A 21,705-nucleotide genomic window follows, 5' to 3' on the forward strand; every position below is an offset into this window, starting at 1 on the left:
ATTATTTCGCGTTCAATACTCTCTCGTGAGAAGTATCTACTGGAACATTTTAAATTATGAAAGGATTCAAATGCCTACAATCAATCAGTTGATTCGTAAAGAGCGCAAGGCTGCGATCAAGAAATCCAAGTCTCCTGCACTCGTAAACTGCCCGCAGCGCCGCGGCGTCTGTACGCGCGTTTACACGACAACACCGAAGAAACCGAACTCGGCGCTTCGTAAAGTCGCAAAAGTCCGCCTGACATCAGGATTCGAGGTTATCTCTTACATCGGTGGTGAAGGTCACAACCTGCAAGAGCACTCTATCGTTCTCGTACGCGGCGGTCGTGTCAAAGACCTTCCGGGTGTTAAGTATCACATCGTTCGCGGTGCGCTCGATACTGCCGGTGTTGCCAACCGTACGGTTGCACGTTCTAAATACGGTACGAAACGTCCGAAGAAATAAGAACGTCCCTATAGTCAAGCATTGAGTATCGGGGGATTGCCCTGAGAAGATGTGAATACAAAGCGAGAGCTTTGAGTAAATTTTGAAAAAAATTGAAGCAAATAAGGAAATACAATGCGTAGAAGAAGAGCGCCCGTCCGTGAGATTATGCCTGACCCGGTTCACGGCAGCAAAGTCCTGACGAAGTTCATCAATAAAATCATGCTCGACGGTAAGAAGAGCACCGCTGAGAAGATTATGTACAGCGCGCTGGATATCATCAGTGCCCGCGGCGAAAAGCCGGGTATCGAAATCTTCAACGAAGCGATCGACAACATCAAGCCGGTCCTGGAAGTCAAGAGCCGCCGCGTCGGTGGGGCAACCTATCAGGTTCCAGTAGAAGTACGCCCTGTCCGTCAACTCTCCCTGGCGATCCGCTGGCTTGTCGATGCTGCCCGTAAACGCAATGAGCGTACGATGGCAGAACGCCTGGCGAACGAACTGATGGATGCAGCGTCCGATAAAGGTTCTGCATTCAAGAAGAAAGAAGATACCTACAAGATGGCAGAAGCGAACAAAGCGTTCGCCCACTATCGCTGGTAATCGTTATGCAACCCTTCCGTGCTACTATCGCGTCTCGCTTTAGGGCACGGTCCCCTCTAACTACTATATCTAAGGCTAATAACAATGGCAAGATCTCATAAACTCGAAGATGTAAGAAATATCGGTATCGCCGCGCACATCGATGCGGGTAAGACGACGACGACCGAACGTATCCTCTTCTATACCGGTGTTGAGCACAAGATCGGTGAGGTACACGACGGTGCGGCGACGATGGACTGGATGGAGCAGGAGCAGGAGCGCGGTATTACGATTACTTCCGCAGCGACAACTTGTACCTGGGACGGTAAACAGATCAACATTATCGACACCCCGGGCCACGTCGACTTCACCATCGAAGTTGAGCGTTCCATGCGTGTTCTTGATGGTGCGGTTTCCGTATTCTGTGCCGTCGGTGGTGTTCAGCCGCAGTCTGAGACTGTATGGCGCCAGCGTAACCGCTACGGTGTACCGTCTATCGTTTTCGTCAACAAGATGGACCGTATCGGCGCGGACTTCTACGAAGTCGAAAACCAGATCCGCGACCGCCTCAAAGGTAACCCGGTTCCGATCCAGCTGCCGATCGGTGCGGAAGACAACTTTGAAGGTATCGTCGACCTCGTCAAGATGAAAGAGATCGTCTGGGATGCCGACGCGGCAATGGGTTCTGCTTACCATGAGCAGGAGATCCGTGCTGAACTCCAGGACAAAGCGGACGAGTACCGCGAAAAGATGATCGAAGAGATCTCCTCTGTCGACGGCAACGAAGAGCTGATGGAGAAATTCCTCGAAGGCGAAGAGATCTCCAACGACGAGATCATCGCAGCGATCAAACGTGCAACGATCGCAATGCACATCGTTCCGATGACTGCCGGTACGGCATTCAAGAACAAAGGTGTTCAGACGCTGCTCGACGCGGTTGTCGCTTACCTGCCGGCGCCGACGGAAGTCGCGGCGATCAAGGGTACGATGATGGATGACGAAGAGAAAGAAGTCGCTGTCGAGTCTACGGACAACGGACCGTTCGCGGCCCTGGCGTTCAAGATCATGACCGACCCGTTCGTCGGCCAGCTGACATTTATCCGTGTCTACCGCGGTATCCTGGAGTCAGGTTCTTACGCGCACAACACGACGAAAGACAAGAAAGAGCGTGTCGGCCGTATCATGAAGATGCACGCCATCAAGCGCGAAGAGGTCAAAGAGATCTACGCGGGTGAAATCGGTGCGGTCGTCGGTCTGAAAGACACGACTACGGGTGATACCCTCGCGTCCGAGAAAGACAAGGTCGTTCTCGAGCGTATGGACTTCCCGGAGCCGGTTATCTCCGTTGCGGTTGAGCCGAAAACAAAAGCCGACCAGGAAAAAATGGGTATCGCACTGGGTAAACTGGCTGCGGAAGACCCTTCTTTCCGTGTCCACACCGACGAAGAGTCCGGCCAGACCATTATCTCCGGTATGGGTGAGCTTCACCTCGAGATCATCGTCGACCGTATGAAGCGCGAGTTCAAAGTCGAAGCCGAAGTCGGTGCGCCGCAGGTTGCTTACCGCGAATCGATCAAGAACGAAGTCAACCAGGAGTACAAGTACGCCAAGCAGTCAGGCGGTCGCGGTCAGTTCGGCCACGTCTACCTGCGCATCAAGCCGGGCGAGCCGGGTTCTGGTTACATCTTCCACAACGAGATCAAAGGTGGTGTTATTCCGAAAGAATTCATCCCTGCGGTTCAGAAGGGTTGTGAAGAAGCGATGCAGAACGGTATCCTTGCGGGTTACCCGATCGAAGACGTCGAAGTCGCTCTCTATGACGGTTCCTACCACGATGTCGACTCCTCTGAGATGGCGTTTAAACTTGCCGCTTCCATGGGCTTCAAAGAGGGTGCGCGCAAAGCGAACCCTGCAATCCTTGAACCGCTGATGAAGGTCGAGGTCGAAGTACCGGAAGAGTACATGGGTGACGTGATCGGTGACCTTAACCGCCGCCGCGGTCAGGTTAACAACATGGGCGACCGTGCTGGTAACAAGATCGTTGACGCCTTCGTACCGCTCTCCGAGATGTTCGGTTACTCTACGGACCTGCGTTCTTCTACGCAGGGACGTGCGACCTACTCTATGGAGTTCGACCACTACGAAGAAGTTCCGCGCAACGTCGCAGACGAGATCATCAAGAAGCGCAACGGCTAAGCCGTTGCTCCCGGAGCCTACGGGCTCTCTTTCAACCACTCCCGCTCTACTTTCAAATCACCAAACAGTAAAACATCCTGTAAGATAGCACTTTTAACGTAAAACGATTCGTCCGTTTCGATTGCCATCTCCCCGTGGGCACTTCGGAAAATATCCTGATCGAGCTGGACCCTGTAGTGGTATGGTAAGAGGGTGCGTTCGATATGCACTTTTCCCCCGCCTGCCCCCGCGGCATTGAAGGTCAGGGGCTGCTCCGGCACGAGCGTTGCGAGCTGCTGCCGGACATTGAAATAGAGGGTCAGCAGGTCGTTGTCGGCGCGATAGGGTTCGCGTAGGAAGGCGCGGTGCTCGGCGGGTCTTATTGTCGTGACATAGCGCATGGAGGCGGCGTCGAACCGGCGCAGGGTAACGCGCATTTTTTCGTGTTGGGAGCGGTAGATGCCGCCGGGCCCGAAACGGTAGAGCTGTTCGCGGCGGTAGTCGTCCATCGTCCGTAGGACGCGGTAGCGTTCGGGAACAAGGCGTCCCTCGGCGTCGATACGCCCCTCGCTCTGAAAAAATTCGCTGTGATGGTGCGCGAGCAGGGCGGCAACGCCTTGCAGCGTCGCGTTCGCTTCGATGCGGTAACGGCCCGCGTCTGTCTGGAGCCTCAGTGTGGCGCTCCCGACCTGCCCGATGACCCAGAATGAAATGGCATAGCGCGCTTCGATCGTTCCGGCGTACAGGCTGAATGCGGCGGCGGTGAACAGGGCGAGCATACGCATCATACGAGCCTAGGAGGGGAGGTCGGTCCAGATGTCGGTCTCTTCGTCGGCGGGGCGTCCCTGCAGCTGCAGAAGAGGGGTGTAGGCGCGTTTGTACATTAGGCTTTGGCACCCTTCGACATAGTAGCCGAGATAGATCCAGGGCAGGCCGCGCTCCTTGGCCATTTTGATCTGCTGCAGCAGGGAGTATTTTCCGAGGGAGCGGCCGGCGTACTCGGGATCATAGTAGAAGTAGATCGAGGAGATGCCGCTGGGAAGGATATCGATGAGATCGACGCCGATGAGGCGTTCCCGGTCGAAATAGAGCACCTCGTAGCCGAAGTCGTTGTAGCCGTGAACGAAAGAGCTGTAGTAGTTGCGGGGCGTGACGGGCTGCTCGTCCCATCCGCGGTGGTGGTGCATATAGTGGTGATAGTCGGTGAAGAGCTCGAGGTGTTTCCGGCTCATCCCGGGGCGGCGGATCATGACACTGAGGTCCTCGTTTTTTCGCAGGACCCGTTTTTCCGAGCGGCTGAACCGGTAGGACGCGACGTCTATCTTGATACTTTCGCAGGCGCTGCAGTCGCTGCAGATGGGCCGGAAGAACATCTCGCCGAATCGGCGCCAGCCCCGGCGAATGAGGTGATCGCAGTAGCTCGGAGAACAGTGGGCGATGATCTTGTAGTGCGTCGTCTGCCCTTGATCGGGGAGGTAGGCGCACTTCTCTTCGAGGGCGCACTCTTTGAGCAGCCGGTTCGCGCCCTGGGTTTTCATCGCTTCTGCTCGATCAGCTTCGTGGTGGTGTGTTCGAGGGTGTCGATGAGACGGTTCTCCTGTTCGGGGGAGAGTTTGCCGGAGGTGATGGAGTCGAGCATCTTCTCGGCCATCTTCATCTTCATCTCCTGCTCCTGGACCCGGAGCTTGTAGAGGAGCTCATCCTCGTGGATCTTGAGGCGCTCCTTGCGGTTCTTGCCGGTGTAGTAGAAGAGGAACCAGAAGAGCAGCAGCAGGGCCGCCCCGATGAGCCAGTAGAGGTAGGTCGTCGCTTCATGCTCTTTTTCGATGGCGATCTTTTTGGTCTGGGCCTCCTCCATCGCCACCTCTTTGGTGATGCCGGCCTTGGCAACGTCGGTCTCGGAAATGAGCTTCTGGACTTCGATGTCGCGCGCTTTGTTGATCAGGGCGATCTCTTTGTCGGCGTCGGCTTTGATCTTGGCCGTTTCGATCTTTTCGGAGCGTTCGCGCAGCTGTTGCGGGGTCGCGTAGGGGCCTTTGGGGTTCTGTCCCATCAGGTAGGGCTGCTGGCGGCTGTTGCTTTCACCGCAGCCCAAGAGCAGCAGCAGCGGAAACAGAGCGAGGATCAGCCCGCGCATGCTAGCCCCTGCTCTGCGTGATCAGTACCCCTTCGAGCATCTTGTCGATGTCGCCGTCGAGGATGCCCGTGACGTTGGAGTAGGCCTCGTTCGAACGGGTGTCCTTGACCTGCTGGTAGGGCTGCATGACGTAGGAGCGGATCTGGTGCCCCCAGCCGATCTCGCTCTTCTCGATCCCGGCTTCCTCCGCGCGTTTGAGTTCGAGTTCATACTCGTAGAGGCGGGATTTGAGCATCTTCATGGCCGTGGCCTTGTTCTTGTGCTGGCTCCGGTCGTTCTGGCACTGCACGACGATATTCGTCGGAATGTGGGTGATACGGATGGCCGATTCGGTCTTGTTGACGTGCTGGCCGCCGGCGCCGGAGGCGCGGTAGGTGTCGATACGGATATCCTTGTCCTCGATGACGATGTCGATGTCATCCTCGATCTCCGGGGAGACGAGCACCGAGGTAAAGGAGGTGTGGCGCTTGGCGTTGGAGTCGAAGGGGCTGATGCGCACGAGGCGGTGAATGCCGTTTTCGACTTTCAGGTAGCCGTAGGCGTTCTCGCCCTTGATGATGATGGAGGCGTCTTTGATCCCCGCCTCTTCGCCGCTTTGGTAGTCGAGGGTCTCGACGCTGAAGCCGCGCCGTTCCGCCCAGCGGGTATACATCCGCAGCAAAATGGAGGCCCAGTCCTGGGACTCGGTACCGCCCGCGCCCGGGTGGATGGAGACGATGGCGTTGTTGCCGTCGTTGGGACCGCTGAGCAGCACCTCAATTTCCATGGTGCGGACGTTCTCTTCCAGATCGGCGGCTTCGTCGAAGAGGGTCTGGACCGTCTCCTCGTCACCCTCCTCCTTGGCCATCTCGTAGAGGTCGGCGGCGTCGTCGAGGGCCCCGGCTGCGGTCTCGTATTTGGCGAGTTTGCGTTCCAGCTGGGTCTTCTCTTTCTGCACGACCGCGGCGTTGGCGGCGTCGTTCCAGAAGTCCTGGGAGTTTTCCAGCTCCGCGATCGCTTCCAGGCGGGTGTTGATGGCATCGGGCTGGACGACGCCCGTAATATTCTGCATCTTCGTTTTAAGGGTTTTCAGCAGTTCGCCGTATTCGTAATGGTCCAAAAATGTCTCTCCAAAAATAGATCAGATATAATGCCGATTATATTCAATAGAGGCTTAAAACATGGAGATTATCAAGAGCCCCAATGCCCTGAAAGCCGCGCTTAAAGCGACGCAGGGCAGTGTCGGCTTCGTTCCGACGATGGGGGCGCTTCACATCGGTCACAAGACGCTGATCCAGGCGGCCAGAGAGGCGAACGACATCGTCGTCGTCTCCATCTTCGTCAACCCGACGCAGTTCCTCGCCGGGGAGGACTTGGAGAGCTATCCGCGCCGCAAAGAGGCCGACGAAAAGATCTGCAGCCTGGCCGGGGTGGATTACCTCTTCTACCCCGATGTGTCTGACATGTACGGCGAGGACGAAGTGAGCCTCATCGCCCCGGATGTACGCGGCTACATTCTCGAAGGAACGTCGCGCCCGGGGCATTTTAGCGGGGTGCTGACGGTCGTCAACAAGCTGCTCAATATCGTCCGTCCCGACCGCGCCTATTTCGGCCGGAAAGATGCCCAGCAGCTGATGCTCATCCAGACGATGGTCAAGAACCTTTTTATGGACGTCGAGATCGTGCCGTGCCATACGGTACGCGACAGCGACGGGCTGGCACTGAGTTCGCGCAACGCCTACCTCTCCGCCGACGAACGCGGCGAAGCACTGAAGATCTCCCGCGCACTCACGAAGGCGTCGCATCTGGTCGGAAGGGGGGTCCTGGAAAGCGACCGCCTTTATGCGGAGATGCTGGCCGTCCTGGAACCGCTGGAAGTCGAACATGTGGCCATCGTCAACCGGGCGTTTATGCCGATAGACACCGTCGACGTCGGCAATACGATCATTCTTGTCGAGGCGGTTGTCGGGACGACGCGGCTTTTGGATAACGTCTGGATTTGAGTTAGGTTGTTCGTTCCCTTTCTTCTTTGCTCGCACAAAGAAGAAACCGAACCCGAAAGAAGAAAGTGCGAAAGGCTGCCGCTTTCGGGGCATGCCATCCCCCGGTGATCCGGCTGACACGCTAAGGACCGTTTCTGACTTGACAGAAGAAATGTAAGCTTACTACTCAGTGTTTGGTACTGACCGCCACTTCTTCCGCTGCCGCCACCGGGTCCGGCACGAGATACCCCTCCCGCACCATCATATCGATCACTTTTTTGTTGACTGCGACAGCGGTCAGAGAGGCGAAGTGGTATTTCTTCGGCTTTATAACGGTGACGCCGATCGTGTAGCGGTGCCCCTGCGTGTCGTTGGCGAAGCCGAGGAAAGAGGTGTTGTACTGGTTGACGTAGCGGCCCCCTTCGGCGATGTGGGCTGTTCCCGTTTTGCCGCCGATCTCGAGGCCGGGGGTGATCGTGCCCGTTCCGGTCCCCTCCCGGACGGTTTTGATCAGGATCTTTTTCATCCTCGCGGCCGTGGAGGGGGTGAGGACCTGGACCGGGTCGTCGGTTTCAAGGGCGATGGTCTCGCCCGTCGCGGGGTCGATGAGCTTGTTGGCGACGGTCGGTGTGACCGCTTTTCCGCCGTTGTTGAAGACGTTGTAGGCCTTGATCAACTGCATCAGGTCGACGCGCAGGCCGTAGCCGTAGGCGGTGGTGGCCTTGTAGATTTCGGCGTTCAGTTGCCGGACGCTGGGGAGGACCCCGCGTTTTTCATAGGGGAACTCCATCCCCGTCGGCCTGGTCAGGCCGAAGTTCCGCAGCCCTTCGGCGAATTCGTCCCCTTCGAGCTTTTGGGCCAGCTGGGCGATGCCGATGTTCGAGGAGTGGACGATGACGTTCTCCGCGCTGATCCAGTTGAATTTGTGCTCGTCAGTGATCACCTTGCGCCCCATCTTGAAGCGTCCGCCGTGGCCGTTGACGATGTCAAAGGGGTTGACCTTCCCGTGTTCGAGCAGAATGGAGAAGACGAGGGGCTTGAGGACCGAACCCGGTTCGAAACTGTACTCAAGGGCTCCCGTATTGAGGGCGCTGTAGTCGCTTTTTTTGATCTGCGTCGGCAGAAAGCGGTTGGAGCTGGCAAGGGAGAGCACTTCCCCGTCGTCGCTGCGCATGATCACGACCATGATCTCTTCGGCATCGAGATAATCTTTCATGGCGTCTGCAATGCGCTCGACCCTTATTTGCAGGGTGACGGGAATGGTGAGCTGAAGGTCGTAGCCGTCCAGGGGCGGGGTAAAGAGGCTCTCCTTTGTCAGACGCTTGTAGTTATTGGCGTCGCGGGGAGCATAGGTGTAGCCGTTGCGGCGGGCCTGCAGCGAATCGTCAAACTGTTTTTCCAGCCCCTTGATGCCGCGGTTGCGGGTATAGCCGTCCTCTTCGAACTTGCGGGGGTAGCCGATCAGGGGGGTGAGCAGATCACCGTAGGGGTAGACGCGGGCCTCCCCGCTTTCGACAACGTTGAGGCCGTGGAGGATCGTATCGCCCGAAGGGGTTTCGTACTCGACGAAGACCCCGAGCCTGCGCAGCTCAAAGGCGAGGCTTTTGAGGTATTGTGCCCGCTTGGGGGAGATGTCGTAGCTGAGCACCACGTTGCCGCGGCGTTTGCCGAGTTTCTGGCGGATTTTCTTGACGGGGATACCGCTGTAGACGGAAAAAAGCTGCACGAAGAGCTCTTTTTTGTCGGGATCGATGTTGCGGGTGTTGACGGTCGCTTTGTAGAGCTTGCGGGTTGTGGCGATATGGAAACCGTCGGCGCTGACAAGGCTGCCGCGCATCGCTTTGGTCGTGCCGGAGGTGTAGAGGCGGGGGGTGTGGCGCTCGCCCAAAGCCTTGCCCGCCATCACGAGGGCAAAGACGGCAAACGCGAAGGAGATCATCAAAAAGAGAATGACGATTTTTTTCTTTTTGTTCAGTTCAACGTTGGCCATCGTGCTGCTTCCGCCCTGCATGTTTCAGTAATCGGACTATAGCGTTTTGTGCTTGAAAGGGGGGTTAGTGTATAGTGTGCGGATGATAATACGCACCCTGACGTTGCTGCTGCTTTTTTTGCCGGGAATCCTTGCTGCCGAAACGCTGGCGGCAGGAAGGGTCTACACCGGACCGCAGAAACTCAGTGCCCCGAATTTGGGGGCATCGCTGATGCTGCCCGCGCAGTGGCAGGCACAGCTTGTCGGCGAACGCGGTCCCCTGGTGCTGCAGTCGCCCGACGGAGCGGGACGTGTCCTTATGGAGGCGAACACGAGCGTCCTGGGCGATCCCCGGCAGATGCTCCCGCAGCAGATGCGGTATTACGGACTGGAGCTCCGCTCCTCGTCACAGATCGCGGCGCTGCGGCCGTCGCTGTTCTACCGCCTCTACCGGGTCCAGGGCGAAGAGGCCTTTACCCGGGCATTGATCCATGTCGTGCTGGGACCGCAGGGGCGTGCGGTCGTGCTCTACGGCTTTTTTACACCCGAAGGGTACGAGGGGATGCGCCAGACGATGATCACCCTCGGCGACAGCATCGGATTCACGCCCCTGCGGGCCCTGCCCGCACACGCGGAGGGGGTGTACCAGCGCATCAGCGGAGGCCATTTCGTCTTCTACCAGAACAGCGGCGCCTTTACAGAAAAACGGGAAGTGTGGCTCTGCCGCAACGGCGACACGCTGCTGCGGGGGGTCCATACCGTGGCGAATGAAACGTCGCGTCAGCGGGTGCTGCGCCGGGGGGAGTGGCATATCGAAGGAGACGATCTGCTGCTGAACTTCGGCGAAGGGGGCGTCGAACGCTACCGCGTACGCCTGGAGAACAATACGCTCTATTTCGGCGGCGCCCAGACGTTCCGCCTCCCCAACCACACCTGCGACTAGGTACGGATTCTGCCGCACGGAGCGTGCCGGGGGCGAAGCGTATAGAGGTGCCCATAAGCCTTCGGCGGCTAAAATACATCCAAAAAAAAGCCGGAGTGCGCATGCCCGATAGAACCCTGTTCGTCACCGCCTCTACGCTGATCGCGATCAGCATCGTGATGATCTACTCCCTCTCGGAATACACGGTGGTTCTCTTCGATTACGCTCCGATGCACTTTGCCCTGCGCCAGATGGCCTTTGGGCTCTTCTCCATTTTGCTCATGTGGGGCATCGCCCAGCTTGACCCCGATGTCTGGCTCGGCCGCCTCGGTTTTCTGTTCTTTCTGGGGGCGCTCGTGCTGATGATGGGGATGCCCTTTATGCCGTCGTCGTTGGTGACGGAAGTCGGCGGGGCGAAACGGTGGATCCGCTTGGCCGGGGTCTCCCTGGCCCCCGTCGAGCTTTTCAAGATCGGGTTTGTCTATTTTCTCGCCTGGAGTTTTTCGCGCAAGATCCGCCACCACAGCGAACTCGGGATAAAGGGGGAGTTCCGGCAGTTCATTCCCTATGCCGCCTTCTTTATCCTGGTGATGGTCCTGATCGCAGTGATGCAGAAGGATCTGGGGCAGGTGATGGTCCTGGCGATGTCGCTGCTCTTCATGCTGATGCTCGCCGGCAGCAGTTTCCGCTTCTTCCTGGTGCTCATGGCCTTCGCCGTGGGCGCCTTTGTCGTCTTCATCTTTACCGCCCAGCACCGGGTCGCGCGCATTATCTCCTGGTGGTCGCTGGCGCAGGACTCCATCCTCTCATTGATGCCCGAGTTTATCGCCGCGCATCTGCGGGTGCAGTCCCACGACGAACCCTACCAGATCAGCCACTCCCTCAACGCGATCCATAACGGCGGGATCATCGGTACGGGCCTGGGCAACGGGACCTTCAAGCTGGGGTTTCTGAGCGAGGTGCATACGGACTTTATCCTGGCGGGGATCGCCGAGGAGTTCGGGTTTATAGGTATCGCCGTCGTGACGGGTCTCTTTCTCTGGATGCTCAAACGCATCTTTACGATCGCCAACCGCATCGGGAACGCCCGCTATTCGCTCTTCTGCGTCGGGATCGGGCTGCTGCTGGCCTTCGCGTTCCTGCTCAACGCCTTCGGCATCAGCGGCATTACCCCCATCAAGGGGATATCGGTACCCTTCCTCAGCTACGGCGGCTCGGCGATGATGGCGTCGGCCGTCGGGGTGGGAATGGTCCTGATGATCTCGAAAAAGGCACAGTATTGAAATTCGTATTGACAGGCGGCGGGACCGGCGGACACCTGGCCATTGCCAAGGCCCTGCTGGACGCGATCTCCGCGGCAGGCGACGAAGCGATCTTCATCGGATCGACCACGGGGCAGGACCGGATGTGGTTCGGGGAGGGCTCCGCGTTTGAGCAGACCCATTTTCTGGAGACGACGGGGGTCGTCAACCGCCGGGGAGTGGCGAAACTGGCGGCGCTGTGGCGGGTGGCCCGGTCGGCACTGGAGGCAAGGCGGATCATGAGGCGCTACCGCCCCGATGCCGTCATCAGCGTCGGGGGCTTTTCGGCGGCGCCGGCCTCTTTCGCGGCCCTCTCCCTGAAGATCCCCTATTTTATCCATGAACAAAACGCCGTGACCGGGCGGCTCAACCGTCTGCTTCGGCGCTACGCCCGCTGTTTTTTCAGCTCCTACGACTCCCAGAGCCCCGTCAAAAGCTATCCTGTGAACCGCGCGCTCTTCGAATCGGCGCGGGTGCGCGAGCGCGTAGAAACGGTGATCTTCCTCGGGGGCTCGCAGGGGGCGAAGGCGATCAACGACTTTGCCCTTGCCGTCGCCCCGGCATTGGCACGGCGCGGGATCGCCATTATCCACCAGTGCGGCGAACGCGACTATGAACGGGTCCGGGAGGCGTATGCGGCCATGGGCATAGGGGCGGAGCTGTACGGGTTTACGAAGGAACTCCCCTCCCTGCTTGCGCGCAGCGACCTCGCCGTCAGCCGTGCCGGGGCGAGCACGCTCTGGGAGCTGGCGGCGAACGGACTGCCGGCGCTCTACGTTCCCTACCCCTACGCGGCGGGGGACCACCAGTACTACAACGCGATGTACCTGGCAGAGCAGGGGCTCTCCCGGGTCGTCCGGGAAGCGGAGCTCCGCCCCGAACTGCTTGAACAGATGCTCGACGAGGGTGTTGAAGCGGCCAGCAGGGGACTGCGGGCCCTGGAAGGCGACGATGCAGCCGCAGCGATCATTTCTGCCGTCCGGGGGGCGTGCTGATGCTGGCGGAACTGACGCAGTGGCTCGTCGAGGCAGTCCTGGGGCTGGGCTATGTCGGGATCTTCGCCCTGATGGCGGTGGAGAGCTCCTTCGTCCCTTTCCCCAGCGAGGTGGTGCTGGTGCCGGCGGGCTATCTGATCGCCCAGGGGGAGATGCATCCCATTGTGGTCATGCTCATGGCGCTGATGGGATCGCTGACCGGTGCGCTCATCAACTACTACCTGGCGCTCTCGCTCGGCCTTCCCCTGCTGCGCCGCTACGGGCGCTACGTCTTTATCTCCGAGAAGAGCCTGGAGCGGCTCGATGCCTTTTTCAGGGCACACGGCCCCATTTCAACCTTTTCGGGGCGCCTGCTGCCGGGCATAAGGCAGCTCATCTCCATCCCTGCCGGCCTGGCGCGAATGCCCCTGGCACCCTTTGTGGCATATACGGCACTCGGGGCGGGGCTGTGGAGCCTGATCCTGGTACTGGTAGGCTACCTGATCGGCGAGAACGAGGCCCTGCTGAAGAGCTACCTGCGGGAGATCACCCTGGCGGTTTTCGTCGGGGTGGTCCTGCTGGTCGCCTTCTATGTCTACCGCCGGAGACGACCGTGCAAAACCCCCGATGAGGTTTGAGTGACTCTTTAGGAAAACTTATGTATCATGGGGCACCGAATGCGGTGCCAGGAGACCCCATGAAAGAGACGATCGAGTCGATCAACAGGCAGTTTGATGCCCTCATCGCCAAAATCGATCCGCTGTCGGCCGAGATGCTGCGTGATCGTGACTATGCCGTGCAGCTTGCCGACTGCGTTACCCGTTCGTATGTGATGCTCAACGACGGCATGAACAGCGAGCACGAGGTCTGCTGCGCCTGTGCCCTTGAACGGGACTATCTGCGCGAGGCAATGGAGCGGCTGGAGCTGATCGGGCAGACGGGGGAGGTCGACACGGAGACGGAACGTTTCTATTTCGAGTTTGTCGCAAGCCTCTGGACCATCCGCCGCCACATCGCCGCCGCGCTTTCCCGCCTTTAGAGCTACACTTAATCCCCGCTTCGCTATAATCGCGCATATTTTACCGCGGTGCTTTGCCGCACAAAGTGATGAGAGTATGGATGTACGCGAAGCCTATCTGAAATTTTTTGAATCCAAGGGCCACACGCCGGTAGCGAGCGCACCGCTGGTGCCCGACGACGCCACGCTGCTGTTCAATAACGCGGGGATGGTCCCGTTCAAGACGATCTTTACCGGCGAGGTGCCGGTACCCGAGAACCCCCGTGCCACGTCGTGCCAGACCTGTGTCCGCGCCGGCGGAAAGCATAACGACCTGGAAAACGTCGGCCACACGGCCCGCCACCACACCTTCTTCGAGATGCTGGGCAACTTCAGCTTCGGCGACTACTTCAAAGAGGAGGCGATCGCCTACGCGTGGGAGTTCGTGACCGAGGTGCTTGCCCTGCCCAAAGAGAAGCTCTGGGTCACGGTACACGAGAGCGATGACGAAGCCGAGGCGATCTGGAAGAAGCACATCGCTGCGGACCGCATTATGCGCCTGGGGGACAAAGACAATTTCTGGCAGATGGGCGATACCGGCCCTTGCGGTCCCTGCTCAGAGATCTTCATCGACCAGGGTGCGGAGCACTTCAACGGCCCCGAGGATTACATGGGCGGCGACGGCGACCGTTTCTTGGAGATCTGGAACCTCGTCTTCATGCAGTACGAGCGCAATGCGAAGGGCGAGCTCAACCCGCTGCCCAAGCCCTCCATCGATACGGGGATGGGCCTCGAGCGCGTCGTCGCCGTCAAGGAAGGGAAGCTGAGCAACTACGACTCCTCCCTCTTTATGCCGATCATCAACAAGGTCGTCGACCTGATCGGCAAGCCTTACGAATACGCTACCGGTGCGAGCTACCGCGTCATCGCCGACCATATCCGCACCGTCCTTTTCCTGCTTGCCCAGGGGACGAACTTCTCCAACGAGGGGCGCGGTTACGTCCTGCGCCGTATCCTTCGCCGCGCGGTACGTCACGGCTACCTGCTGGGCTTCACCAAGCCGTTCATGCACGAGATCGTCGATACGGTCGTGGAACTGATGGGGCATCAATACCCGTACCTGTCGGAAAAAGCGCCCGTTGTCAAAGAGCAGATCATGCTTGAAGAGGAGCGCTTCTTCAAAACGATCGAGGATGGGATTGCCCTGTTCAGCGAAGAGCTCAAGAACACGAAGGATGTCTTCAGCGGTGAGACCGCTTTCAAACTCTACGATACCTTCGGCTTTCCTCTCGACCTCACCGAGGATATGCTGCGCGAAAAGGGGCTCGGCCTCGATACGGCGACCTTCGAGCGTCTGATGACCGAGCAGCGCGAACGGGCCAAAGCGGCCTGGAAGGGGAGCGGCGACGCCCACGTCGAAGGGGACTTCAAAACGCTGCTGGAGCAGTTCGGCGAGAACAGCTTCGTCGGTTACGGCCGCATGACAGGCGAGTCGAAGGTCCTGGCCCTGCTCAGCGAGGGCTTCGGCCGCGAAGAGAGCCTCCACGCCCGCCACGAAGGGTGGGTACTGCTGGATGAGACGCCTTTCTATGCCGAAAGCGGCGGACAGACGGGCGACACCGGTCTGCTCGAAGGGGTTGCCGAGGTCCTCGATACGAAGAAATTCTTCGGCCTCAACCTCTCCAAGATCCGCGCGACCGCGACGATCAACGTCGGCGACACCGTCACGGCGGTCGTCGATGAAGCGCGCCAGGAGATCGAACGCCACCACTCGGCGACGCACCTGCTGCATGCGGCGCTGTACGAAGAGCTGGGCGAGCATATCTCCCAGGCGGGCTCCCTCGTCGAGGCCGACCGTCTCCGTTTTGACTTCTCCCACCCCAAGGCGATGACCTCCGCGGAGATCGCCGCCGTCGAGGAGCGCGTGAACCTCGTGGTGCAGCGCGGCCTCTCCAACATGACGGAGGAGATGGACATCGAAGCTGCCAAGCAGAGCGGCGCGAAAGCGCAGTTCGGCGAGAAGTACGGTGACCGTGTTCGCGTCGTCCGCTTCGGCGACGCCTCCATCGAATTCTGCGGCGGGACCCACGTCGGCAGCACGAGCGAGATCGGGATGTTCGTCATCACCAAAGAGAGCGGGGTGAGCGCCGGTGTCAGACGGATCGAAGCGGTCTGCTCCAAGGCGGCCTACGACTACTTCAAGCAGCAGCGCCACCTGATCGGCGAAGCGGAAGCCGCCGTCAAGAACCGTGACGTGCTTGCCGGGGTCGAACGCCTCAAAGAGCAGATCAATACGCTGAAAGTGGAGCTTCAAGACGCCCAGAACGCCGCGAAGGAGTCCCTGGACGCGGAGACGATCAACGGCGTCAGCGTCTTCGTCGAAGAGATCAAAAGCGGCGACGTCAAAGGGCGCATCGACGAGCTCAAGAACATGAACGAGAGCGTCGCGGCGATGCTCTTCCAGGTCAAAGGCGACAAGGTGATGATCGCCGCCGGCGTCAAGAATGCCGGTGCCAAAGCCGGCGACTGGATCAAAGCTATCGCACCGATTCTCGGCGGCGGCGGGGGCGGACGTCCGGACTTCGCCCAGGCCGGCGGCAAAGATGCTTCAAAACTGCCCGAAGCGCTTGAGGCGTCCAAAGCCTATATTACGGAGGCGCTGTCATGAAAGAGGCCATGGTTACCTTCTTCTGGGAGTACAGCACGCTGATCGTCTTCCTGCATGTGCTCAGCGCCGTCGTCTGGGTCGGCGGGATGATCGCCATGCGTTTCGCCGCGCACAACTCCTTCATGGAGCTTGAGCCCCCGGTGCGCCTGGCGCGCACCGCCCATGCGCTGAAGCGTCTCTTCGCGATCGTCAGCCCCTTTGTTGTCATTCTGATCATCACGGCCGTGTTGATGGCCGTAGGCTGGGGCTTCCGCGCCGCGTCGGTGGACGCGAACGGCAATGTTATTGACGAAGCGGCGTTCGCGACCTATCAGCTCGTGCACGTTAAAGAGGCGATCTGGCTCATCATGGCCCTCAACCTGGGCGCCATGATCCTGCGACGCAACAAGGCGCAGAAAAAGATCGATGCCGGCGATTTCGCCGCGGCCAAAGGGCTGCTGGGGCTGATCGGGAAGTACATGGTCCCGCTGAACATCATCCTCGGTGTTATCGCCATCTACCTGGGAGTCACGCTGCGCTACTCGCACGCGTAAGGTCATGGCCGCTCCCCTCCGCCTCGCCTCCGCCTCGCAAAGCCGGGCCCTGCTGTTAGAGCAGGCCGGGATCGACTTTATCCAGACCCCGATGGACTATGACGAGGAGCAGATCGTCGCCGCTTCGCCGAAAAATTTCGTCTACCAGGCGACGGTAGGGAAGTATGAGGCAGGAATGCGGACCTTCGGCATCGAGGGGCATCCGCTCCTCGTTGCCGATTCCGTCGTGACGTCGCAGGGACAAATCCTGCGGAAGGCGCGCTGTCTCGATGATGCCCGCAATATCCTGATGACGCAGAGCGGCAGCGTTACCTCCATCATCACCTGCATGATCTACCACTCCCCCCGTCTGAAGCTCATTGACATCTCCGCGACGGATTACCTCTTCGCCCCCTTCGACCCCGAGGACCTGGAGCGCTATCTTGCCTCCGGGGAGTGGCGCGGCAAGGCGGGGGGCTGCATGGTCGAAGGGTTCTGCAAACCCTACATCCGCAGCGTCCGCGGCAATGAAAGTACCGCGATGGGGCTCAACGTCGAGGCCCTCAAACCATTCCTGGAGGGCGTATGAAACGACTTGCTACCGCAGTGATGCTCATGCTGATGATCGCCGGCTGTGCGAAAACCCCTGTGACGGGGCGTTCCCAACTCATTCTGATCTCCAACGAGCAGGAGGTCGCGCTGGGGCTCAGCGAATCGGAGAAGCTCAAAAAGAGTGCCAAACTCTCCACAAACAGTGCGCAGGTGGCGCGGGTCCGCCGCATCGGGGAACGGATCGCCGCGGTCAGCGGAAGGGACGATTTCCAGTGGGAGTTCAACGTCATCGAGTCCGACACCCTTAACGCCTTCTGCCTTCCCGGCGGGAAGGTCTATTTCTATACGGGACTGCTCAAGCTGACGGAGAACGACGACCAGATCGCAACGGTCATGGGCCACGAGATCGCCCACGCCCTCGCGCGCCACGGGGCGGAACGGATGTCGATGCAGATGGTCAGCAATGCCGGGGCGCAGCTGCTCGGCGCCGCCCTGGAGATCCCCGCGCAGTACCAGGGACTGTACAACCAGGCCTACGGTCTCTCCACCCAGCTGGGCGTTCTGCTTCCCTACAGCCGCAAACATGAATCGGAGGCGGATCAGATCGGCATCTACCTGATGTGGAAAGCGGGATTCGATCCGCACCAGGCTGTCAGGTTCTGGGAACGGATGCAGGCGGCCTCGGGTGGGAAGAAATCACCGGAGTTCCTCTCGACGCACCCCTCGGACCAGTCGCGCATCGACGCGATCAACGCCTTTATCAAAAAACTCCCCGCACAGCGATGAAGTATTACGACAACGAGCTTTCCGCCCTGAAACGTTCGGGGCGCTACCGCGAACGCCGGGTGTTCGATCCGGCGATCACGGATCTCGCCTCGAACGACTACCTGGGGCTGGCGGAAAAACCGGAACTCTTTAATGCGGCCGTCGCGCGGCTGAGCGGGGAGAAGGTACACGCCCCCAAGGCGTCGATGCTTGTCAACGGCTACCATGCCGTTCACCGGGAATTCGAAGCGGCGCTCTGCGATGCAAACGGCTTTGAATCGGGCATCGTGATGGGGAGCGGATTCAACGCGAACCTGGCGATGATCGAGGCCCTCGTGCGCCGGGGCGACGAGCTCTTTATGGATGAGAAATACCATGCCAGCGGGGTGCTCGCTTCGAAACTCGTCGAGGGGAAGGTATCGCTTTTCGGCCACAACGACGTCCGGGAGCTGGAGGAGAAGCTTGCCGCCTCCGCCGCCCGCCGGCGCATCATCGCCGTCGAGGGGATCTACTCCATGGATGGGGATCTGATGGCGCGGGAGATCTTTGCGCTCGCGGAGCGTTACGACGCCCTGCTGATCATTGACGAGGCGCACAGCAGCGGGGTGGTCGGTTCGCGGCTGCTGGGCGTATTCGATCTCTACGGGATTCCACCGAAACCCAACCACATCAAGATGGGGACCCTGGGCAAAGCGTACGGCAGCTTTGGGGCCTACGTGCTTTCGTCAAGCCATATCGCGGATTACCTCGTCAACCGCGCAAAGCCCGTCATTTACGCCACGGCGCCGTCGCTCTTTGACACGGCACTGGCGCATGCGTCGCTGAACTATATCTTGGAGAATGCCGAGGAGCTGAGGGCACAGATCGAGGCGCGTCGCGCGATGATGAACGGGCTCCTCGGCACCGCGGCGGAGGGTCTTATCGCGGCCGTCCCCGTCGGCGACAACCGGAAGGTGATGGCGATCCAGGCGGCGCTGCTGGCGGAGGGGATGCTCGTCGGCGCCATCCGGCAGCCGACGGTGGAGCGGGCGATCATCCGGCTGATCGGTCGGCTCGGAGTCGAAGAGGGGAGCCTGCGGCGCGGTTGCGAGATTATCGCCCGTTGGGTAAAATAGGCGCGATGATTCAGATTAAACGTTTGCGGATCGAATATGACGGCGGTACGCTGGTGGATATCGCCTTTGGCATCGAGAGCGCGCTGGCCCTGGTGGGACAGAGCGGCAGCGGAAAGAGCTTGACGCTCAAGGCGCTGCTGGGAATGCTCCCGCCCGCGATGACGTCGACCATAGAGATGGATGCCCCCTTTGAGCTCCGCCGCGGCGACACCGTCGCCTTCGTACCCCAAAACCCCTTTACCGCCCTCTCGCCGCTGACCAGGGTCGGCGGCCATTTCGACGGGGTTCCGCCGGCGGAAGCGGCGGCGCTGATGACGCGGGTCGGTCTGGATGCGGCGCTGCTCGAGCGTTTCCCGCCGGAGCTCTCGGGCGGGCAGCTGCAGCGGGCCGTGATCGCCATCGCCCTGTCGCACGCACCCAAACTGCTCCTGCTCGATGAGCCGACGACGGCCCTTGACCCCGAGACACGCCGCGTTATTATCGCGCTGCTGCGGGAGCTGCAGACACAGATGGGCTTCCAGATGCTCTTTGTGACCCACGATATCGTCTCGGCGCGTGCGCTGTGCGACGAGGTGTGCGTCATCCGCGAGGGCAGCGTGGTGGAGCAGGGGGCGATGGCGCAGGTGATGGCGTCGCCCGAACATGCATATACACGCACACTGATTGAATCTAGTTTCGCCGGGAGGGAGTATAGAACGTGAAAAAAATTCTGCTGTGGGGAGGCCTGGCCGGTGTGGTCGCCCTTATCCTTTTCATCGGTTACTTTGTGGCGCAGTACGGTCACGAGACCCGGAAGTTGGTCCAGTACAACCCGCCGATGACAACGTACATTTATGACCGGAACGGCGAGAAGATCGCCAATATTTTCGATAAGCAGAACCGCGCCTACGTCACCTTTGACGAGATCCCGCCGCTGGTGATCGAAGCCCTGCTGGCCATTGAAGATACGACCTTTTTCGAACACCGCGGCGTCAATGTCGATGCGATCTTCCGTGCGATCATCAAGGACATCAAGGCAGGGAAGCTTGTCGAAGGTGCGAGTACGATTACCCAACAGCTGGTCAAGAACACCCTCTTGACGCGGGAGAAGAAGTTTTCGCGCAAGCTCAAAGAGCTTATCTTCTCGCTGAAACTCGAAACGGAACTGAGCAAAGAGGAGATCCTGGAGCGCTACCTCAACGCCATCTACCTCGGTCACGGCTACTACGGGATCAAAACGGCGGCAGAGGGGTATTTTCACAAGCCGCTGAACCGCCTGACGCTCAAAGAGACCGCGATACTCGTCGGCCTTCCCAAGGCCCCCTCCTTTTACGCGCCGACACGCAACTACGAGCTTTCCCTTGGACGGGCGAACCGGGTGATCTCACGGATGCATGCGCTGGGGTGGGTGGACGACGAGAGCTACAACACGGCGCTGCAGGAGCGCCCGGGGGTCTTTGACGAGACCCTGACGCAGAACCGCGCACCCTACGTCACGGACGAGGTCCTGCGGCGGGCGGCGGTGCTTTACCCCGATATCCGGACGGGCGGCTATACGATCAACACGACCGTGGACCTGCGGCTGCAGGAGGCGGGACGTGAGGCCCTCTCATACGCCTATGACGGCATTCTCGAGCGGGCGATGAAAAAGGACGAAGATGCCAACGCCAGCCAGTTCGGAGAGCTCAACGGCGCGCTGGTCAGCATCGAGCCCACGACGGGGGAGATCCTCGCGCTCGTCGGCGGTGTGGATTACACCAAGAGCGCGTTCAACCGGGCGACGCAGGCCCGCCGCCAGCCGGGGTCCGCGTTCAAACCTTTCATCTATCAGGTCGCGCTGGATCTGGGCTATTCGCCGGCAACGGAGCTGGTTGATATCGCCCGGACCTATGATTATGAAACGGAAGGGAGCGAGAAGAAGTGGCAGCCCAAGAACTATGAACGCGATTATAAAGGGCTGATCACTTTGCGCGAAGCGCTAGTGCATTCACGTAACCTTGCGACGATCAACCTGGTGACGGATATCGGGCTCTCACGCATCTACCGCGAACTCGCCCGCTACCAGTTTGCAGGGTTGCCTAAGGACCTCTCCCTGGCCCTGGGCAGCATCACCCTTTCGCCGGTCGAACTGGCCGGCGCATACAGCTCCTTTGCCGCTGGCGGGGTGCAGAGCGATCCCTACCTTATTACGAGCATTGACAAACGGGGGACGCATTACGATGCCGAGCCGAAGCAGCGTGAGGTGACGAGCCCGGCCCAGGCCTTCTTGATGACGACGATCCTTCGCGACGTCGTGCTGCGGGGTACGGGCCGCGCCTCCGCGGTCGGCGGTATCGAAACGGCGGGCAAGACCGGGACAACGAACAACTCCATCGACGCCTGGTTCGCCGGTTACTCTCCGAGCGTGGAGACGGTGGTCTGGTTCGGAAACGACGACAATACCCCGCTGCCCAAACGGGAGACGGGGGGCCGGGCGGCGGCCCCGGCGTTTCGGAAATTTTACACCCAGCTCCTGCATCTCTTCCCGCAGGTCCCGCGCAAATTCGTGATGCCCGAAGGGGTGACGAAGGTCGAGCGTAACGGGGCAGAGGAGTTCTTTACCAAGGCGTCGCCGCCGCCGGTGGAGAAGATGCCTTCCGAAGCGGAGGACGGTCTGCTCTTCTAGCCGCCTG

At 59.8% G+C, this 21,705-nt stretch carries 21 protein-coding genes; 16 read left to right on the forward strand and 5 right to left on the reverse strand.

The annotated features are described in order from the left end of the window. Window positions 1-70 precede the first annotated feature (70 nt). The 3 genes from rpsL (at window position 71) to fusA (ending at window position 3,202) form a co-directional block, all read left to right on the forward strand. Window positions 71-445 carry a 30S ribosomal protein S12 gene (gene rpsL, locus ACM66T_RS02095; protein ID WP_231020125.1) on the forward strand — a complete coding sequence of 125 codons (375 nt, stop codon included), beginning with the start codon at window positions 71-73 and terminating at the stop codon, window positions 443-445. A 114-nt stretch (window positions 446-559) separates the two neighbouring features. After that, window positions 560-1,027 carry a 30S ribosomal protein S7 gene (gene rpsG / locus ACM66T_RS02100; RefSeq protein WP_231020127.1) on the forward strand — a complete coding sequence of 156 codons (468 nt, stop codon included), beginning with the start codon at window positions 560-562 and terminating at the stop codon, window positions 1,025-1,027. A gap of 84 nt (window positions 1,028-1,111) precedes the next feature. After that, window positions 1,112-3,202 carry an elongation factor G gene (gene fusA, locus ACM66T_RS02105; RefSeq protein ID WP_231020129.1) on the forward strand — a complete coding sequence of 697 codons (2,091 nt, stop codon included), beginning with the start codon at window positions 1,112-1,114 and terminating at the stop codon, window positions 3,200-3,202. Between the two features lie 17 nt (window positions 3,203-3,219). Here the strand turns inward: fusA and ACM66T_RS02110 are convergent, their stop codons facing one another. Genes ACM66T_RS02110 through prfB form a run of 4 tightly spaced genes read right to left on the reverse strand, consistent with a single transcriptional unit; the run spans window position 3,220 to window position 6,417 of the window. Continuing rightward, a complete protein-coding gene (locus ACM66T_RS02110; protein ID WP_231020130.1) occupies window positions 3,220-3,966 on the reverse strand; it encodes a DUF3108 domain-containing protein in 747 nt (248 codons plus the stop codon). A gap of 9 nt (window positions 3,967-3,975) precedes the next feature. Next, entirely contained in the window at window positions 3,976-4,719 is a 744-nt protein-coding gene (locus ACM66T_RS02115) for an arginyltransferase (RefSeq protein ID WP_231020132.1), read from the reverse strand. Further along, window positions 4,716-5,318 carry a hypothetical protein gene (locus ACM66T_RS02120; RefSeq protein WP_416768728.1) on the reverse strand — a complete coding sequence of 201 codons (603 nt, stop codon included), beginning with the start codon at window positions 5,316-5,318 and terminating at the stop codon, window positions 4,716-4,718. Before ACM66T_RS02120 ends, ACM66T_RS02115 begins: the two co-directional genes overlap by 4 nt. Before the next feature lies 1 nt (window position 5,319). Then, window positions 5,320-6,417, reverse strand: a complete 1,098-nt coding sequence (gene prfB / locus ACM66T_RS02125) for a peptide chain release factor 2 (RefSeq protein ID WP_231020135.1) — start codon at window positions 6,415-6,417, stop codon at window positions 5,320-5,322. Window positions 6,418-6,478: 61 nt separating this feature from the next. Between prfB and panC the strand changes: the two genes are divergently transcribed. After that, window positions 6,479-7,300 (forward strand): pantoate--beta-alanine ligase, encoded by an 822-nt coding sequence (gene panC / locus ACM66T_RS02130; protein ID WP_231020137.1) that lies wholly within the window; start codon window positions 6,479-6,481, stop codon window positions 7,298-7,300. A 166-nt stretch (window positions 7,301-7,466) separates the two neighbouring features. Here panC and ACM66T_RS02135 read toward each other — a convergent pair whose 3' ends face one another. After that, window positions 7,467-9,290: a peptidoglycan D,D-transpeptidase FtsI family protein gene (locus ACM66T_RS02135; protein WP_416768729.1), complete on the reverse strand. Its 1,824-nt coding sequence runs from the start codon at window positions 9,288-9,290 to the stop codon at window positions 7,467-7,469. A gap of 61 nt (window positions 9,291-9,351) precedes the next feature. Here ACM66T_RS02135 and ACM66T_RS02140 point away from each other — a divergent pair, with 61 nt between their 5' ends. The 12 genes from ACM66T_RS02140 (at window position 9,352) to ACM66T_RS02195 (ending at window position 21,698) form a co-directional block, all read left to right on the forward strand. Further along, window positions 9,352-10,191, forward strand: coding sequence for a hypothetical protein (locus ACM66T_RS02140; protein ID WP_231020139.1), 840 nt, complete (start codon window positions 9,352-9,354; stop codon window positions 10,189-10,191). A gap of 101 nt (window positions 10,192-10,292) precedes the next feature. After that, window positions 10,293-11,453 carry an FtsW/RodA/SpoVE family cell cycle protein gene (locus ACM66T_RS02145; RefSeq protein ID WP_231020141.1) on the forward strand — a complete coding sequence of 387 codons (1,161 nt, stop codon included), beginning with the start codon at window positions 10,293-10,295 and terminating at the stop codon, window positions 11,451-11,453. Then, window positions 11,450-12,466: an undecaprenyldiphospho-muramoylpentapeptide beta-N-acetylglucosaminyltransferase gene (murG, locus tag ACM66T_RS02150; protein ID WP_416768730.1), complete on the forward strand. Its 1,017-nt coding sequence runs from the start codon at window positions 11,450-11,452 to the stop codon at window positions 12,464-12,466. Before ACM66T_RS02145 ends, murG begins: the two co-directional genes overlap by 4 nt. After that, entirely contained in the window at window positions 12,466-13,083 is a 618-nt protein-coding gene (locus ACM66T_RS02155) for a DedA family protein (protein WP_231020145.1), read from the forward strand. Before murG ends, ACM66T_RS02155 begins: the two co-directional genes overlap by 1 nt. Before the next feature lie 59 nt (window positions 13,084-13,142). Further along, entirely contained in the window at window positions 13,143-13,484 is a 342-nt protein-coding gene (locus tag ACM66T_RS02160; RefSeq protein WP_231020147.1) for a hypothetical protein, read from the forward strand. Window positions 13,485-13,560: 76 nt separating this feature from the next. Then, complete coding sequence (alaS, locus tag ACM66T_RS02165; RefSeq protein ID WP_231020149.1) at window positions 13,561-16,110, forward strand: alanine--tRNA ligase; 2,550 nt, start codon at window positions 13,561-13,563, stop codon at window positions 16,108-16,110. Beyond that, window positions 16,107-16,643 (forward strand): hypothetical protein, encoded by a 537-nt coding sequence (locus tag ACM66T_RS02170; protein WP_231020150.1) that lies wholly within the window; start codon window positions 16,107-16,109, stop codon window positions 16,641-16,643. The genes alaS and ACM66T_RS02170 overlap by 4 nt, the downstream gene beginning before the upstream one ends. A 4-nt stretch (window positions 16,644-16,647) precedes the next feature. Next, window positions 16,648-17,211 (forward strand): septum formation inhibitor Maf, encoded by a 564-nt coding sequence (gene maf, locus ACM66T_RS02175; protein WP_231020152.1) that lies wholly within the window; start codon window positions 16,648-16,650, stop codon window positions 17,209-17,211. Further along, window positions 17,208-17,960, forward strand: a complete 753-nt coding sequence (locus tag ACM66T_RS02180; RefSeq protein ID WP_231020154.1) for a M48 family metallopeptidase — start codon at window positions 17,208-17,210, stop codon at window positions 17,958-17,960. Before maf ends, ACM66T_RS02180 begins: the two co-directional genes overlap by 4 nt. Then, the gene (locus ACM66T_RS02185) at window positions 17,957-19,054 is read left to right on the forward strand and encodes an aminotransferase class I/II-fold pyridoxal phosphate-dependent enzyme (protein ID WP_231020155.1); all 1,098 of its coding nucleotides are present in this window, start codon (window positions 17,957-17,959) and stop codon (window positions 19,052-19,054) included. Before ACM66T_RS02180 ends, ACM66T_RS02185 begins: the two co-directional genes overlap by 4 nt. Window positions 19,055-19,059: 5 nt before the next feature. Then, window positions 19,060-19,755 (forward strand): ATP-binding cassette domain-containing protein, encoded by a 696-nt coding sequence (locus ACM66T_RS02190; protein WP_231020157.1) that lies wholly within the window; start codon window positions 19,060-19,062, stop codon window positions 19,753-19,755. After that, entirely contained in the window at window positions 19,752-21,698 is a 1,947-nt protein-coding gene (locus tag ACM66T_RS02195) for a penicillin-binding protein 1A (RefSeq protein ID WP_231020159.1), read from the forward strand. The genes ACM66T_RS02190 and ACM66T_RS02195 overlap by 4 nt, the downstream gene beginning before the upstream one ends. The last annotated feature ends 7 nt before the right edge of the window (window positions 21,699-21,705 follow it).

The organism is Sulfurimonas sp. ST-25 (assembly GCF_048079205.1).
Taxonomy (GTDB): Bacteria; Campylobacterota; Campylobacteria; order Campylobacterales; family Sulfurimonadaceae; genus Thiomicrolovo; species Thiomicrolovo sulfuroxydans.